Origin of the sequence: Arthrobacter sp. UYEF20 (genome assembly GCF_040546335.1) — a bacterium.
Classification (GTDB): Bacteria; Actinomycetota; Actinomycetes; order Actinomycetales; family Micrococcaceae; genus Arthrobacter.
On sequence record NZ_JBEPNP010000006.1, the window covers coordinates 1 to 14,530 of the forward strand.

18 protein-coding genes are annotated in these 14,530 nt (G+C 66.1%); 10 read left to right on the top strand and 8 right to left on the bottom strand.

Translation table 11 applies throughout. The features are described from left to right. Positions 1-195 precede the first annotated feature (195 nt). Positions 196-741 (top strand): YceI family protein, encoded by a 546-nt coding sequence (locus ABIB26_RS08565; protein WP_354241399.1) that lies wholly within the window; start codon positions 196-198, stop codon positions 739-741. A gap of 6 nt (positions 742-747) precedes the next feature. On the opposite strand, the gene ABIB26_RS08570 is transcribed toward ABIB26_RS08565, so the two are convergent. After that, complete coding sequence (locus ABIB26_RS08570; protein WP_354241401.1) at positions 748-1,143, bottom strand: hypothetical protein; 396 nt, start codon at positions 1,141-1,143, stop codon at positions 748-750. A 22-nt stretch (positions 1,144-1,165) separates the two neighbouring features. After that, complete coding sequence (locus ABIB26_RS08575; protein ID WP_354241403.1) at positions 1,166-1,324, bottom strand: hypothetical protein; 159 nt, start codon at positions 1,322-1,324, stop codon at positions 1,166-1,168. Between the two features lie 133 nt (positions 1,325-1,457). Here ABIB26_RS08575 and ABIB26_RS08580 point away from each other — a divergent pair, with 133 nt between their 5' ends. Next, entirely contained in the window at positions 1,458-1,871 is a 414-nt protein-coding gene (locus tag ABIB26_RS08580; protein WP_354241405.1) for a YccF domain-containing protein, read from the top strand. Between the two features lie 34 nt (positions 1,872-1,905). Then, positions 1,906-2,424: an SRPBCC family protein gene (locus ABIB26_RS08585; RefSeq protein ID WP_354241407.1), complete on the top strand. Its 519-nt coding sequence runs from the start codon at positions 1,906-1,908 to the stop codon at positions 2,422-2,424. Positions 2,425-2,601: 177 nt separating this feature from the next. Here the strand turns inward: ABIB26_RS08585 and ABIB26_RS08590 are convergent, their stop codons facing one another. Together ABIB26_RS08590 and ABIB26_RS08595 are read right to left on the bottom strand one after the other, a co-directional pair. Next, a complete protein-coding gene (locus tag ABIB26_RS08590; protein WP_354241409.1) occupies positions 2,602-2,856 on the bottom strand; it encodes a VOC family protein in 255 nt (84 codons plus the stop codon). A gap of 95 nt (positions 2,857-2,951) precedes the next feature. After that, the gene (locus ABIB26_RS08595; protein WP_354241411.1) at positions 2,952-3,128 is read right to left on the bottom strand and encodes a hypothetical protein; all 177 of its coding nucleotides are present in this window, start codon (positions 3,126-3,128) and stop codon (positions 2,952-2,954) included. 453 nt (positions 3,129-3,581) lie between these two features. Here ABIB26_RS08595 and ABIB26_RS08600 point away from each other — a divergent pair, with 453 nt between their 5' ends. The 3 genes from ABIB26_RS08600 (at position 3,582) to allB (ending at position 7,401) form a co-directional block, all read left to right on the top strand. Next, entirely contained in the window at positions 3,582-5,126 is a 1,545-nt protein-coding gene (locus ABIB26_RS08600; RefSeq protein WP_354241413.1) for an NCS1 family nucleobase:cation symporter-1, read from the top strand. Between the two features lie 86 nt (positions 5,127-5,212). Then, positions 5,213-5,977 carry an aspartate/glutamate racemase family protein gene (locus ABIB26_RS08605; protein WP_354241415.1) on the top strand — a complete coding sequence of 255 codons (765 nt, stop codon included), beginning with the start codon at positions 5,213-5,215 and terminating at the stop codon, positions 5,975-5,977. Between the two features lie 71 nt (positions 5,978-6,048). Beyond that, the gene (gene allB / locus ABIB26_RS08610; protein ID WP_354241418.1) at positions 6,049-7,401 is read left to right on the top strand and encodes an allantoinase AllB; all 1,353 of its coding nucleotides are present in this window, start codon (positions 6,049-6,051) and stop codon (positions 7,399-7,401) included. A gap of 104 nt (positions 7,402-7,505) precedes the next feature. On the opposite strand, the gene ABIB26_RS08615 is transcribed toward allB, so the two are convergent. The 4 genes from ABIB26_RS08615 to ABIB26_RS08630 form a co-directional block, all read right to left on the bottom strand. Next, positions 7,506-8,984: an NCS1 family nucleobase:cation symporter-1 gene (locus ABIB26_RS08615; protein ID WP_354241421.1), complete on the bottom strand. Its 1,479-nt coding sequence runs from the start codon at positions 8,982-8,984 to the stop codon at positions 7,506-7,508. Between the two features lie 213 nt (positions 8,985-9,197). Next, positions 9,198-10,067 (bottom strand): DUF4031 domain-containing protein, encoded by an 870-nt coding sequence (locus ABIB26_RS08620; RefSeq protein WP_354241424.1) that lies wholly within the window; start codon positions 10,065-10,067, stop codon positions 9,198-9,200. Positions 10,068-10,076: 9 nt separating this feature from the next. Then, positions 10,077-10,298 carry a hypothetical protein gene (locus ABIB26_RS08625; protein WP_354241426.1) on the bottom strand — a complete coding sequence of 74 codons (222 nt, stop codon included), beginning with the start codon at positions 10,296-10,298 and terminating at the stop codon, positions 10,077-10,079. Continuing rightward, complete coding sequence (locus ABIB26_RS08630; RefSeq protein ID WP_354241429.1) at positions 10,238-11,215, bottom strand: AI-2E family transporter; 978 nt, start codon at positions 11,213-11,215, stop codon at positions 10,238-10,240. The genes ABIB26_RS08625 and ABIB26_RS08630 overlap by 61 nt, the downstream gene beginning before the upstream one ends. Before the next feature lie 162 nt (positions 11,216-11,377). Between ABIB26_RS08630 and ABIB26_RS08635 the strand changes: the two genes are divergently transcribed. The 4 genes from ABIB26_RS08635 to ABIB26_RS08650 are packed head-to-tail and all read left to right on the top strand — an operon-like array spanning position 11,378 to position 14,528. Then, entirely contained in the window at positions 11,378-11,788 is a 411-nt protein-coding gene (locus ABIB26_RS08635) for a TOBE domain-containing protein (RefSeq protein WP_354241432.1), read from the top strand. Beyond that, entirely contained in the window at positions 11,785-12,606 is an 822-nt protein-coding gene (gene modA, locus ABIB26_RS08640; RefSeq protein ID WP_354241435.1) for a molybdate ABC transporter substrate-binding protein, read from the top strand. Before ABIB26_RS08635 ends, modA begins: the two co-directional genes overlap by 4 nt. Before the next feature lie 6 nt (positions 12,607-12,612). Beyond that, positions 12,613-13,479 carry an ABC transporter permease gene (locus ABIB26_RS08645; protein ID WP_354241438.1) on the top strand — a complete coding sequence of 289 codons (867 nt, stop codon included), beginning with the start codon at positions 12,613-12,615 and terminating at the stop codon, positions 13,477-13,479. Continuing rightward, positions 13,476-14,528 carry a sulfate/molybdate ABC transporter ATP-binding protein gene (locus tag ABIB26_RS08650; protein WP_354241441.1) on the top strand — a complete coding sequence of 351 codons (1,053 nt, stop codon included), beginning with the start codon at positions 13,476-13,478 and terminating at the stop codon, positions 14,526-14,528. The genes ABIB26_RS08645 and ABIB26_RS08650 overlap by 4 nt, the downstream gene beginning before the upstream one ends. Positions 14,529-14,530: the final 2 nt, after the last annotated feature.

Sequence of the window (14,530 nt, forward strand, 5' to 3'; positions counted from 1 at the left end):
ATACGCCGCCCCGCCCGGAAACCACGCCGCTACGCGGAGGTATTCAACTGAGGCAACGTATCCAGCTACGCGGAGGTTTTCTATGAGTCAACGCGCTCTCTAGCCGGGGGAGGGCTACCTCGTTAGCATTCTCCTTGGGGGAGTACCCCGATGACCCGGCGGGTCCGGCCCGCCACCCTCTCGAAGGAGACCGTTGTGACTCTGCCCGAAGGTTTGACCCCCGGCCTCTGGACGCTGGACATGTCCCACAGCGAGATCGGATTCAGCGTCCGCCATGCCGGCATCAGCAAGGTCCGCGGACGCTTCAACGAGTCCTCAGCAGAAGCCCGGGTCAGGGAGTCCCTGGCGGATGCCAGCCTGCACGCCAGCATCAAGACCGCCAGCTTCGACTCCGGCGACGCCAACCGTGACGCCCACGTCCGCGGACCCGACTTCTTCGACGTCGAAAAGTACCCGGAGATGACGTTCCGGGCCACCGCCATCAAGGGCGACGGCGAGGACTACGTCCTGACCGGCGACCTCACGATCCGCGATTCCACCAAACCGGTGGACCTGGAGGTCGAGTTCACCGGCGTCGCGGTGGATCCGTTCGGTGCTACCCGGGCAGGGTTCAGCGCCGAGGCGGAAATCAGCCGCAAGGCATTCGGGTTGACCTGGAATGCCGCCCTCGAAGCGGGCGGACTGCTGGTCAGCGACAAGGTCAAGATCACTGTCGAGGCCGCCATGGTGAAGCAGCCCTAGCTGGTCTCAGAGGAAGAGCAACACAAAACCCAGGGCAGTGGAAATGGCACCGACCCAGGTGAGGACCCATCCGAGGGTCCATGCCGGGTTGTCCGGTTTGGGCGGTGCCAGCCCCCACCGCGAGGGGTGACATGCATCGTAAAAAAGCACGACGTCGGTCCCGTCCGCCAGCCCGGGCGATTCGGCGTCGGGAAGCAGGGAGCGGTGATCGGCGTTCTGGTGGTCCGTCCAGCGGTACCCCTTGAAGCCTCCGGCGCTGAACACCTGAGCTGTGGTTTGGGTCCACCGGCAGCGTCTCCGTATGGCGATCCAGCCCCAGGCGAGCAACGGCAGGCCCAGGACGAACCCCACCCACGTCATGACTTCCAGAATCGGGCCGAAAGCGCCCCCGGCCGTGGTCATCCGACAGGCCGGGCCCGCGGCATCAACGTGTGCTGCGCACGCGGCGCAGGAAGAACGCAATGCCGGCGGCCACCAGGATCAGCAGACCCACGTAGAGCAGGAACTGCACGGCTTTCACAGCCAGGCCCACGCCCAGCAGGACGACGGCGACGATCAGGGCAAGCTTCAGGAGTGCAGGCATTGTTCAAGTATTGTGCGGATCCCGGTGATCGCAAAGCGCCCGGGCCCCGGCCGGTGTCCCGGCGAGCCAATTCAGGGATTTTTCCGGGCCAACCTCTAGGCCTGATCTGCGCCGGGCGGGAGAGAATGGAGCCATGAAGACATTGCTCAACATCATCTGGCTGCTATTCGGCGGGCTCTGGCTGGCGATCGGCTATTTCGTGGCCGGGATCGTCTGCTGCCTGCTCGTCGTCACCATTCCTTGGGGGCTCGCCTCTTTCCGGATTGCCTCCTACGCACTTTGGCCCTTCGGCCGCACCGTGGTGGACCGGCCTGGCGGCACCGGCGTATTCTCGCTGCTCGGCAACGTGATCTGGCTGCTCGTGGCGGGCATCTGGATCGCGATCGGGCATGTGGTCACGGCCTTCGCCATGGCCATCACCATCATCGGGATCCCGCTGGCCATCGCCAACCTCAAGCTCATCCCGGTGTCACTCATGCCGTTGGGCAAGCAGATAGTCCCGAGCGACCGGCCGTTCGTGGCGGCTTACAGCAAGGCCTACCGGTAGGCCTATCGCTCGGCGGAGAAGGAGAAGACCCGCAATGTCTGAACATGTCACCGCTGAAGCGGCAGTCCCTGACCATGAAGGAACTGGGCCGGCAGCACTGCCGGACGACCTGATGCTGGTGGTCACCCGCGAATTCCAGGTTCCGCTCGGCAGGGTGTGGTCGGCCTTGACGGATCCGGACCAGGCTCCTGCTTGGTGGGGGCCCCGCGGCTTCCACACCCCGCGCGAGAGTATCGACACGGATCTGGAAATCGGCGGCCTCTACCGGGCCTGCATGATCCAGGACAGCACGGGGCAGGAGTATTGGTGGAGCGGCGTCCACACCGACATCGAGCCGCCGAACCTCTTTGTGTTCACCCATGCCTGGGACAAACAGGACGGCACCCGCGGCTTCGAAACCGAGGTGACGTTCGAACTGGAGGAGATCGAGGGCGGCACCCGGATGACCTTCAGGCAAGGCCCGTTCGACACCCTGGACAACCGTGACAGCAACGGCGTCGGCTGGCGCGAGTCGTTCGACCGTCTGGCCGAGCATCTCCGGCCGAGGAGCTGATAGCCGGGCACGGCGCCTATTGCCAATTCGCGGCTACGGCTTCAGCGCCGCGGACTCACGCGTCTCGTAGCGCATGCCCGCAGTTCTTCGTCTGCCTCGTTGATCTGGAGGAGGTAGCCGTCAGGGTCTGAAACGGTGAAGTACCGGCCGAAGGTTTCGTCAATGATGACGGAAGGCTCAAAGCCCGCACCGACCAGTAGCCCGGCAACCGGTTCCAGCTTCTCGTCGCTGGTGAACTGCAGCGAGACCGAGCCGGCGTCGAGGTGGCTGCCCGGCGACCCTGGCGATATGGAGCCCCAGCTGGCCGCCGTCGGCGTGCAGTTCGGCCCAGGTGCCGCTGGGGGCTCCGGCCTTCTCCGCCAGCCCGAGCAGGGCGTAGAAGCGGTTGGAGCGCTCGATGTCGCGCCCGTAGCGGATCGGGGAGATTTTCATTTGTTCTGGCCTTCTTTGCTGTTGAGGGCTGCGGGCTACGCCCGGCGGCGCACGGCGTTGTCCAGGAGTGCGACGGCGGTCCTCGCGTCGAGTCTTCAGGTCGCCGGGCAGCCGGTGTCGATCAGTTCCCGGCATGGCATGCCCAGCTGCCGGCCTGCCATGGCAAATACGACAGTCGGATGCCCAGCGCAACGCTCCGACACCACATCGGCCGCGTACCCGCTGCCGGCGTCGAAAAACTGCGCCTGCAGCCATCCGGGGGTCGCTGCCATCTGCTACGCCCACGTAGCTGACAGACAATTCCACACTGTGGAAATAGATTCCCCCCTTGTGGAATGCTGTGATCCGGCTTACATTTGATGTGTCCCTCAAAGAAGAGTGGCCCGAGACAAATGATTGGTCAGGATCTTGCTGCAAACCCTTCTCGTTCTCGGAAATGTTCGACCCACTCTGAGGGTCCCGAGCCGCCGTGCGGGTTCGTCACCACCGGTCCCCGCGGCGAAACCAGTTGTTCCTCGGGGCAGATCGCCACAACCGAGGACCTGATCTGACGAGAACACCGCCGTCACCATCGTTGCGTCGTCCCATCACGCCGTCGGGCTGCTCCGGCCCGCGGCGTGCGTTCCCTGGCCGCCAGGGATGGAGGAAACGGTCAGCAGCCGCATCCTCGACCCGCCCGCGCTTCCGCAGGCCCCTTACTTATGATTCCCCCGAGAGGTCACTCCATGTCAGCATCGCCGGCCATAGCGCCAACCATTGACGGGCATCACGAACGTCCCCAGCCTAGCTTCGATGAGCCCCCCACCGCAGAGGACCTGGGCCTCTCACCGACGAGTACGCGGCTTTATAATCAGGACCTCGCGCCCACCCTGATGAAGGGACGCCGATGGACGGCCTACAGCATCTTCACGCTCTGGGCCAACGATGTGCACAGCTTGGGTAACTACGGGTTCGCCATCGGCATGTTCGCGCTTGGCCTCGGTGCATGGCAAATCCTGCTCGCCTTGGGAGTCGGCGCGGTCCTGCTGTTCCTTTTGCTGACGCTGTCGGGTTTCATGGGCCATAAGACTGGCGTCCCGTTCCCCGTCATGAGCCGCATCGCGTTCGGAATTCATGGCGCGCAGATCCCGGCCCTCATCCGTGGCGGCGTCGCGATCGCCTGGTTCGGAATCCAGACCTATCTGGCATCCCTGGTGCTCCGCGTCTTGCTAATTGCCCTGGCGCCCGGCCTCGCGGATCTGGACAAGGATTCCATTCTCGGGCTTTCGACCCTTGGCTGGGTCTCGTTCCTGTCCCTGTGGATTGTCCAGGTCATCATCGTCCGGTATGGGATGGACATGATCCGCAAGTACGAGGCTTTCGCCGGGCCGATCATCCTGGTCACTATGGCCGCGCTGGCCGCGTGGATGTTCCTGCAGGCCGGCGGTTCCATTGCGCTCTCGACCAAGGATGCCCTGACCGGGGGCGAGATGTGGCGGGAGATCTTCGCCGGTGGCGCGCTGTGGGTCTCCATCTACGCCACGTTTGTCCTGAACTTCTGCGACTTCACCCGATCCTCGACGACCCGCAAATCCATCATCAAGGGCAATTTCTGGGGAATCCCGGTCAACATGCTCTTCTTTGGCCTGATCGTCGTCGTTATCACCGGGGCCCAGTTCAAAATCAACGGCGTCGTGATCGGCAGCCCGTCGGATATCGTCCAGTCGATCCCGAACACCTTCCTCCTGGTGGCGGCAGCGCTGGCTCTCCTGGTTCTGACCATCGCGGTGAACCTGATGGCGAACTTCGTCGCGCCGATCTACGCACTCACCAACCTCATGCCAAAACGACTCAACTTCCGCAGTGCCAGCCTGCTCAGCGCGATCATCGGCCTGGTGATCCTGCCCTGGAACCTTTACAACAACCCGGCAGTCATCGTCTACTTCCTCGGGGGCCTGGGCGCGCTGCTGGGCCCGCTGTTCGGTGTCATCATGGCCGACTACTGGCTCATCCGGCGCACCCGGATCAACGTCCCTGAGCTTTATACCGAAGTCAGCAAGGGGTCCTACTTCTACAGCAAGGGCGTCAATATGAGGGCGGTGGCAGCTTTCATCCCGGCCGCACTCATTTCACTTCTCATTGCGTTCATCCCGGCTCTGCAGCCGGTCGCAGCCTTCTCCTGGTTCATCGGCGCCGGAATCGGAGCCCTCGCGTATTTCATCGTCGCTGACCGCAAACGGGAATTCCATGACGTCTCCGGGGAGCCCATCGCCGTCCCCAGCCTGCACTGACCCGCATAGCATCCAGGCCGGTCCGCCGCGGCAAGGCGGACCGGCCGTCACCCCCGACCCCCGCACCACAGAACCCGAAAGGCATCATGCGCATCCTCGTCGCCAACGTCAACACCACGGTTTCCATGACAGAATCAATCGCTGCCCAGGCCCGCGCGGCGGCCGCTGCCGGGACGGAGATCATAGGTCTCACGCCGCGATTCGGTGCGGATTCGTGCGAGGGTAACTTCGAAAGCTATCTGGCGGCCATTGCCGTCATGGACGTTGTCCTCGCCTATCCTGAGCCGTTCGATGCCGTCATTCAGGCCGGCTATGGCGAGCATGGCAGAGAAGGACTCCAGGAACTCCTTGACGTGCCGGTCATCGACATCACCGAAGCGGCAGCGAGCACCGCCATGTTCCTCGGTCACAAGTATTCGGTAGTCACCACCTTGGACCGCACGGTTCCGCTCATTGAGGACCGGCTGAAACTCGCCGGACTGGATGCCCGCTGCGCGTCGGTCCGGGCCAGTGGCCTCGGTGTCCTGGAACTCGAGGAGTTCCCCGGGCGTGCCGTCGAGGCAATCCTGGACCAGGCCCAACGCGCCGTCGAGCACGATAAGGCCGAGGTTATCGTCCTGGGGTGCGGCGGTATGTCCGGACTCGACGAGCAAATCCGCACACGTCTGGGCGTCCCCGTCGTCGACGGCGTCGCAGCCGCCGTGACGATCGCCGAGTCGCTCGTCCGCCTGGGGCTGAGCACATCGAAAATCCGCACCTTCGCCCCGCCCCGCCCCAAGGTAGTCACGGGATGGCCGTTTTCTTCAGCTCCGACGACCGGCGGCGCTGAAGCCCAAACCGGCGCTCGATAGAAAAATCTTCCGCAGGGGATTTTCCCGTGGACCCAGACAACCCAACAACCAGAAGTGCAGAGGAAAAATCAATGAGTGAATCGTCCAAACCAGACTATGACCTGGTCATCCGGGGCCGGCACATCCTCACTACTGCCGGGATCGTGGCCCGGGAGGTCGGGGTCCGGGGCGGGAAGATCGTGGCGATCGAGCCGCTGGGCAACGGCCTCACCGGCGCCGAGACCATCGAGCTGGCCGATGACGAGACCCTGATCCCCGGGCTGGTGGACACCCATGTGCACGTCAACGAGCCCGGCCGCACCGAGTGGGAGGGGTTCGCGTCCGCGACCCGGGCCGCCGCGGCCGGCGGGGTGACCACCATCATCGACATGCCGCTGAATTCCATCCCGCCCACCACCACGGTGGCAAACCTCAAACTCAAGCGGGAAGTCGCCGCGGACCAGGCGTTCGTGGACGTCGGCTTCTGGGGCGGCGCGGTCCCGGGAAACAAGGCGGACCTGCGGCCCCTGCATGACGAGGGCGTGTTCGGGTTCAAGTGTTTCCTGCTGCACTCCGGCGTGGACGAGTTCCCGCACCTGGAGGCGGACGAGATGGAGGAGGACATGGCCGCGCTGAAGTCCTTCGATTCGCTCATGATCGTCCATGCCGAGGATTCGCACGCGATCGACCGCGCGCCGCATCCGGGCGGCGACCACTATTCCACGTTCCTGGCCTCCCGCCCCCGCGGGGCCGAGAACAAGGCGATCGCCGAGGTGATCGAGCGGGCCCGCTGGACCGGGGCCCGCGCGCACATCCTGCACCTGTCCTCCTCGGACGCGCTGCCCATGATCGCCAGCGCAAAGCGCGACGGCGTCCGCCTCACGGTCGAGACCTGCCCGCACTACCTCACCCTGATGGCCGAGGAGATCCCCGACGGCGCCACCGCGTACAAGTGCTGCCCGCCGATCCGCGAGGCCGGGAACCGGGAACTGCTCTGGAAGGGCCTGCAGGAGGGCACCATCGACTGCATCGTCTCGGACCATTCCCCGTCCACCCTGGACCTGAAGGACCTGGACAACGGCGACTTCGCCGTCGCCTGGGGCGGGGTCTCCTCGCTGCAGCTGGGCCTGTCCCTGATCTGGACCGAGGCCCGGCACCGCGGCATCACCCTGGAACAGGTCCTGTCCTGGATGGCCGCCAAACCCGCAGAACTCGCCCGGCTGACCAACAAGGGCCAGCTGGCGCTCGGCTACGACGCCGACTTCTCCGTCTTCGCCCCCGACGAGGCCTACGTCGTGGACGTCACCAAACTCAAGCACAAAAACCCCATCACGCCCTACGACGGCAAGGCCCTCTCCGGCGTGGTCCGCAAAACCTACCTCCGCGGCACCCTGATCAACGGCCACACCCCCACCGGCAACCTCCTCCGCCGCGGCGGCATCTGAGGCTAAGGCACGCCAAGGTCGAAGCCCAGGGCCGCCATCCGGGCACTATTCCGTCGCCACGAGACCCACCCATGAGCAATGCTCCTCACCGTCAGGCCTTCGCCTTACGCCGGAACCTGCGTCCACGCCGCACCCGGCTCAGCTTCTTCCGCGGCCGCGGCCGCGATCGATTCGGCCAGAGTCGTGTCATTGCGCGAGATGAAGTAATGCACCGCGGCCGCCAGGATTGCTCCGATGAACCACGAGAAGGCAGAGAGGGCGGCAAATAGTGGACCGAGCGCGAAGACCACAGCAGGGACGGCCGAGACGAGGAACGAGATGACGGCCTTGGGATTCCAGCCGCGCGTATACGTGTAGTACCCCTGTTCCCTGAACAGGTCTCGAACCAGCACGCGCTGCTTGCGGAGCACGTAGTAGTCGGTCATGATGATCCCGAAGAGCGGCCCGAGCAGTGCTCCGAGCCCTCCGAGGAAAAGGTTGATCACGACGGGACTGTTGAACAGGTTCCAGGGCGTGATGACGAGCGCGATCATTGCGGCGATCAGGCCACCGCGTTTGAAGTCGATCTTCGAGGGCCAGACGTTCGCGAGGTCGTAGGCCGGCGAGACGAAGTTCGCCACGACATTGATGCCCAGCGTTGCGACAGCGAAAGTGACCGCCCCGAGCAGAAGCGCCCAGATGCTATCGATCCGCCCGACGATCTCGACCGGGTCGTAGATGTGCTCCCCGTAGACCTTGAATGTTCCGGCGGTGACGACGACGGAGACCACGGAGAAGGCAATGAAGTTCACCGGCAGCCCCCACACGTTCGCCGTGCGCACCGCTTTGCGAGATGGTGCGAAGCGGGAGAAGTCGCAGAAGTTGAGCATCAGGGTGGAGAAGTACGTCACCGTCAGCGCTATGGCGGCAAAGAAGGCATGGGTGACGCCCCATTCCGCCTTTCCCCCGGGCAAGTCGAAGGAAATGTTCCAGCCCGCGTTGATCAGGATGTAGACGACCAGCAGGGCCATCACCACCCAGACGGCCGGGCCGGCCCAGTCCTGGAACCTCCGGATCGTCTCCATGCCGTTTCGAAGCAGCAGAAGCTGGAGCGACCACATCAGCAGGAAGGCCAGCCAGCCTAGGGTGGATTCGCCCAGGAAGTTGTTCTCCGTCAGGCCTTTGAGCTCGGGCCAGATCCTCAGGGCGATGATGACGACGGCGCGGGAGGCGAGCCACGTCTGGATGCCGTACCAGGCGATTGCCACGAGGGCACGGATCAGGGCCGGCAGGTTGGCGCCGAACGTTCCAAACGAGACCCGCGCGAGCACCGGGTAGGGAACGCCTGTCTTCTGGCCGGCGTAGCCGGAGAGGTTCATCAGGAAAAAGACGAGGATGATCCCCACCACCAGTGCGAGGAACACCTGCCAGGCGCCCAGGCCCAACGCGAAGAGGCCAGCGGCGAAGGTGTAACCGCCAAGTGAGTGAATGTCGGACATCCACATCGCGAACAGGGAGTAAAAACCCCACGTACGATGTTCGGCCGGTGCGAGGTCCTCGTTGTAGAGACGTCGACTGGCCCCCGAGGGAATTGCGTGAGACATCTAGTCCCCACTTCCTAACTCCCCCATGCTGAGAGTAAATTCTTGAGCCCCACCCGACATGGGATCTACGAATAGAGTCCCCCGTAACGCCAACATACGCCAAGATACCCAGCTTGGCGATGGCCAGGTAGACCGGGCCCCTATCGACCTCAAATCATGACCTGCTGAGCCAAGCGCCGCACCAGCGCTGCCGGCGCTCGTCCGGTGCCCGGCTCACCCGAGTTCGCCCTGCAGGTTCCGGTGCGCCGCCTCCAGCCACAGCTCGCGGGCGCGGCTCGTGTGGAAGAGCGGATCGAGTTGCAGGAGCTGGCGGACGACGGCGGCGCGACCGGCGGCGAAGTCGTCGTCGCCGATGTGCGCAAAATCCTGCCGGATGGCGGCCAGATAGCGGGCGTAGGCTGCCGGTTCCCCGCCGAGAACGGAAAGGTCCGCGTCGCTGAGCAGGGCGGCGGCGTCGTCCCCGGGGTCCGGGCGGTGGCCCGCCGTCATCCTCACCAGGCGGGCCACCTCCTCAGCCTCGCCGTCAGGCAGCCCCGCCTGCCGTAGCCGGTCCTCGGCCAGCCGGGCGGACTCCTCCTCGTCCTGGCCGGCGATGCCGCGGTAGACGGCGTCGTGGAACCAGGCGGCCAGTAACACGGTGCGGGGCGGATCGGCGGGCTCCGTCAGCAGGTCAAGCGCCTCCAGGACGGCCAGGAGGTGGGTGCGGCCGTGGTACCGGCGGTGCTCCTCACCCCAGCGGTCCAGGAGGTCAAGGAAGAGCGCATCGTGGTCCGGGAGGACCTCGTTCCAGCGGTGGAGCAGCGGGAGTTTCAGGGAGCCGCTGCGCCGGCGGGCAGGGATCCGCAGGCCGTTGGCGATCAGCTTGCGGACCAGGATTCGTCCCTCCACCGGGACGGCCCCGGCCGCCACGAGGGCGCCGTACCGGGCCTCGGCGACGTCGTAGTGGTCGCCGTCGAACGCCCGTTCCGGGATGCCGGCCGCCGCCGCGAAGGCGTGCAGTTCCTCCAGCGAGGTGTCCGAGATCAGGTGCGAGAAGTGGGTTCCATGGGCAGGCCAGAGCGGCGGATCCAGGTAGACGGCCATGGGGGAAGTCTAGTGCGGGCGGCTGCGAAGGCCCTGGCCTTTTTCATTCAGCCGCGTCTCGTGCTCTGCCTGCTCGATCGCCTCGGGCGTGACGTGCTCGGCACCGCCGGAATTCCAGGCCTTGATCGCCGCCCAGCCCACCGCCACCAGGGGCACGGACAGGATGGCCCCTATGATCCCGGCCAGGATGGTTCCGGCGGTGAGCGCCAGCAGGATGACGAGGGCGTGCACGTTGAGCGCCTGGCCATGACGACGGGCTGCAGGAAGTTCCCCTCGAGCTGATTGACGGCGATCACCACTATGACGACGATGAGTGCAGCGACCGGACCGTTTGCGACGAGTGCCACGAGGGCTGCGAGGACGCCGGCCAGGGTGGCGCCGATCAGCGGGATGAACGCGCCGATGAAGACGATCGCGGCCAGCGGGAGGGCGAGGGGTACGCCCATGACGAGCAGTGCCAGGCCGATGAAGAATGAGTCCACCAAAGCCACGATGGCGGTGCCGCGTACGTAGCCGCCGAGCACGGTGAGGCTCTTCTGCCCCACCCGACGTGCCTTGACGAGACGCTCGCCCTTGAACGCGCGCAGCACAAAGGCCCAGATGCGCTCGCCGTCCTTGAGGAAGAAGAACAGGATGACGGCCATGAGCGCGGCGCCGGTGACGAAGTTGCCGGTGGCGCTCAGCCCGGTGATGGCGCCGGCGCCCACGGTGCTGCTCGTGGCGAAGTCGACGACGGCGTCCCTCGCCTGCTGGATCTGCTGGTCGTCGACCGGGATGGGCCCGTTGCGCACGAACGCGTGGACTTTGTCGAAGCCCTCGGTGGCCTTGCTGGCAAGCTCGCCTGCCTGGCCCATGACGGCGAAAACGATGCCGGTGATGAGGCCGCCGAAAGCCAGCACGAGGATAAGGAAGGAGAATGTGGTTGCGACAGTGCCTGGCCACCCCTTGCGGCGCAGCCAGTGCACGAAGGGTGCGATCGCGGCGGCAAGGATCAGCGCCAGCACCGCCGAAATCACGACGAGCTGCACCTGGATCAGTGCGTACGCTGCCACCGCAGCCAGGACCAGCAGCAGCAGGACCTGTGCGGTCCTGATGCTGGCGCGGCCGAGGCTGTCGGTCCAGGGGGTTGTCTGTTCCGGACTGCCCATGCTTTTGTTTCTCCCGTGTCGGATGGTCAAGTGGCTACCTGGCAACCGTCTCACGGCACGGCGGAGCGGGTCACCGGGAAAGCCCAGAAGACGCGATGCATCCTCTCGAATCTGCGGACAATTGCATCCTATGAATTCGCATTTGCGGGTTATAGTTGGGTCATGCCTAATATTCGCGTTTCCGAGGCGGCCCGGTTCCTGGGCGTCAGCGACGACACCGTGCGCCGCTGGACCGAGAACGGAAGCCTGACGCCCTTGAAGGACGACGCCGGCCGGCTGGCCGTGGACGGGCTGGAGCTCGCCCGGCTTGCCCGGGAACAGGCCCAGCTTCCGGATGACCCGGCCAAGGTGGGCAGCTCGGCCCGGAACCGCTTCGTCGGGCTGGTCACCGCCATCACTGCGGACACCGTGATGGCCCAGGTGGAGCTGCAGTGCGGGCCCTTCCGGGTGGTGTCCCTGATGAGCAGCGAGGCTGTGCGGGAGCTGGGGCTGGAGCTCGGATCGGTCGCGACCGCCGTCGTCAAGGCCACCACGGTGATCATTGAAACTTCGAAAGGCAAGAGCGTCATATGAGAATTCCGCGCAAGGGCATCCCGACATTTCTTGTCGTAGGCGTCGTCCTGGCCGCCGGCCTCACCGGGTGCGCCACCGGTACGCCCGCCGCGACGGGCGGCTCATCTTCCGCCGCTACCGGCGCGTCGGAGGGCCCCAAACCCTCGGGGACCATCACGGTCTTCGCCGCGGCTTCGCTTAAGGCCACCTTCACCAAGCTTGCCGGTGATTTCGAGGCCAAGAATCCGGGAACCAAGATAGCGTTCAGCTTCGCCGGGTCCTCGGACCTCGTCACCCAGATCAGCCAGGGCGCGCCGGCGGATGTGTTTGCCTCCGCCGATACCAAGAACATGGCCAAGCTCTCCGACGCTTCGCTGGTGGAAGGATCGCCCAGGAATTTCGCCACCAACGTGCTGACCATTGCCGTACCGCCGGCCAACCCGGCGTCAGTCGGCTCCTTTGCGGATCTCGCCAAGCCGGGAGTGAAGGTTGTCATCTGCGCGAGCCAGGTGCCCTGCGGCGCGGCCACGAAGACGGTCGAGAAGGAAACCGGCATCACCCTGAAGCCGGTAAGTGAGGAATCGTCCGTGACCGATGTCCTGGGCAAAGTCATTTCCGGAGAGGCCGACGCCGGGCTGGTCTACGTCACGGACGTCAAGGCTGCCGGGGACAAGGTGAAGGAAGTCCCCTTCGCCGAGGCGGCCAAGGCCGTGAACATCTACCCCATCGCCGCGGTACGGACCAGCAGGAACAAGGACCTGGCGGCGGCGTTCATTGCGGAGGTCGCCGGTCCCGAGGGCAAGAAGGTCCTGGGCGACGCCGGCTTCGGCGCCCCGTAGGGCACGGTGAACCACCGGACCGTCAGCGCCTACAGCGGGATTCCACGCTGGGTGGTGGCCGTTGCCGTCGTCGGGGCGCTGTTCGTGCTGCTGCCGCTCGCGGCCATGGTGGCCAAGGTCAACTGGCCCCAGTTCATCCCGCTGGTCACCTCGGAGGCGTCCCTCACCGCCCTGGGGCTCAGCCTCCGCACCGCGGCCGCGAGCACCGTGCTGTGCGTGCTGCTCGGTGTGCCGCTGGCGCTCGTTCTGGCCCGCGGCCACTTCCGCGGACAATCGCTGCTGCGCTCCTTCGTCCTGCTGCCGCTGGTCCTGCCTCCGGTGGTGGGCGGCATCGCATTGCTCTACACCTTCGGCCGGCAGGGCCTGCTGGGCAAGAGCCTCGAGGTGGCGGGAATCCAGATCGCGTTCTCCACGACGGCGGTGGTGCTGGCCCAGACCTTCGTGGCCCTGCCGTTCCTCGTGGTCAGCCTGGAGGGCGCCCTGCGCTCCGCCGGCAGCCGGTACGAGGCTGTCGCCGCAACGCTCGGCGCGCGCCCCACCACGGTGCTGCGCCGCGTCACGGTACCGCTGGTCCTCCCCGGGCTCGCCTCGGGCGCGGTGCTGTCGTTCGCGCGGAGCCTTGGCGAGTTCGGCGCCACCCTCACCTTCGCCGGCAGCCTCCAGGGGGTCACCCGGACCCTGCCGCTGGAGATCTACCTGCAGCGGGAGACCGACGCCGACGCCGCCGTCGCGCTCTCCCTGCTGCTCGTTGCGGTGGCGGTGATCGTCGTCGGGCTGTCCTACCGGCGGCCGGCACCTGGAGGGTCCGGCAGCCCGGGTTCCAGGACTGCAGCGGTCCGCAGCGCCGGCGCAGGGGAGCGGGTGTCCGTATGACGTTCACTCTCGACGCCGCCGTCGCCGCCCGCCGCTTCGAAGTGTCCTTGAGCCTGGGGCCGGAGGAGACAGTTGCCGTGCTCGGACCGAACGGGGCCGGTAAATCCACCCTGCTCTCGGTGATTGCGGGTCTGCTCCGCCCGGATATCGGCCGGGCCGAGATGGACGGCAAGGTCCTGTTCGACCTACAGCCGAACGGCCGGGGACGTTGGACCGCTCCGCACCACCGCGGGACGGCCCTGCTGGCACAGGAGGCCCTGCTTTTCCCGCACCTGAGCGCGCTCGAGAACGTGGCCTTCGGGCCGCGGAGCGCGGGCGTTCCCAAGGCCGAAGCGCGGGAGGCCGCCCGGCACTGGCTCGCCGAGGTCGACGCTGCTGACCTCGCGGCACGACGCCCCGCGGAGCTCTCCGGAGGGCAGGCCCAGCGCGTGGCGGTGGCCCGTGCGCTCGCGGCCAGCCCTGAGGTGCTGCTGCTGGACGAACCGATGGCCGCCCTGGACATCCACGCGGCACCGCTGCTGCGCCGGCTGCTCAAACAGGTCCTCGCGGGCCGGCGGGCCATCATCGTCACCCACGACGTGCTGGACGCGTACATGCTGGCGGATCGCGTGGTGGTGATGGAGGGCGGCCGGATCACCGAGGAAGGCCCCACCCGTGATGTCCTCCGGCGGCCGCGCAGCAGCTTCGCCGCGGGACTCGCGGGACTCAACCTGGTGTCCGGAACCGTGACCTCAACGGGGATTCGTTCCATAGAGGGCCTGGAGTTCGCCGGCCAGCACGATGCCCCGCTCGCCGCAGGGCAGGCGGGAGTGGCAGCCTTCCCGCCGTCGGCCGTGTCAGTTTTTCTGAACGAGGCGCACGGCAGCCCGCGGAACTCCTACCCTGTGACCATCACGGATCTGGAGCCGCACGGGGATCAGATCAGGGTCCGGGCCGGGGAACTGTCCGCCGATGTGACGCCTGCGGCCTCCGCGGACCTGGGCCTGGCGCCCGGCCTGGACGTCTACTTTGTGGTCAAGGCCGCCGCGGTGGCCATCTATCCGGCATAGCG

Excerpts from the sequence above, each read along its gene's own strand:
- ABIB26_RS08570 (WP_354241401.1), bottom strand. The coding sequence starts at position 1,143 with ATGACCACGGCCGGGGGCGCTTTCGGCCCGATTCTGGAAGTCATGACG.
- ABIB26_RS08575 (WP_354241403.1), bottom strand. The coding sequence starts at position 1,324 with ATGCCTGCACTCCTGAAGCTTGCCCTGATCGTCGCCGTCGTCCTGCTG.
- ABIB26_RS08580 (WP_354241405.1), top strand. The coding sequence starts at position 1,458 with ATGAAGACATTGCTCAACATCATCTGGCTGCTATTCGGCGGGCTCTGG.
- ABIB26_RS08585 (WP_354241407.1), top strand. The coding sequence starts at position 1,906 with ATGTCTGAACATGTCACCGCTGAAGCGGCAGTCCCTGACCATGAAGGA.
- ABIB26_RS08590 (WP_354241409.1), bottom strand. The coding sequence starts at position 2,856 with ATGAAAATCTCCCCGATCCGCTACGGGCGCGACATCGAGCGCTCCAAC.
- ABIB26_RS08595 (WP_354241411.1), bottom strand. The coding sequence starts at position 3,128 with ATGGCAGCGACCCCCGGATGGCTGCAGGCGCAGTTTTTCGACGCCGGC.
- ABIB26_RS08600 (WP_354241413.1), top strand. The coding sequence starts at position 3,582 with ATGTCAGCATCGCCGGCCATAGCGCCAACCATTGACGGGCATCACGAA.
- ABIB26_RS08605 (WP_354241415.1), top strand. The coding sequence starts at position 5,213 with ATGCGCATCCTCGTCGCCAACGTCAACACCACGGTTTCCATGACAGAA.
- allB (WP_354241418.1), top strand. The coding sequence starts at position 6,049 with ATGAGTGAATCGTCCAAACCAGACTATGACCTGGTCATCCGGGGCCGG.
- ABIB26_RS08615 (WP_354241421.1), bottom strand. The coding sequence starts at position 8,984 with ATGTCTCACGCAATTCCCTCGGGGGCCAGTCGACGTCTCTACAACGAG.
- ABIB26_RS08620 (WP_354241424.1), bottom strand. The coding sequence starts at position 10,067 with ATGGCCGTCTACCTGGATCCGCCGCTCTGGCCTGCCCATGGAACCCAC.
- ABIB26_RS08630 (WP_354241429.1), bottom strand. The coding sequence starts at position 11,215 with ATGGGCAGTCCGGAACAGACAACCCCCTGGACCGACAGCCTCGGCCGC.
- ABIB26_RS08635 (WP_354241432.1), top strand. The coding sequence starts at position 11,378 with ATGCCTAATATTCGCGTTTCCGAGGCGGCCCGGTTCCTGGGCGTCAGC.
- modA (WP_354241435.1), top strand. The coding sequence starts at position 11,785 with ATGAGAATTCCGCGCAAGGGCATCCCGACATTTCTTGTCGTAGGCGTC.
- ABIB26_RS08650 (WP_354241441.1), top strand. The coding sequence starts at position 13,476 with ATGACGTTCACTCTCGACGCCGCCGTCGCCGCCCGCCGCTTCGAAGTG.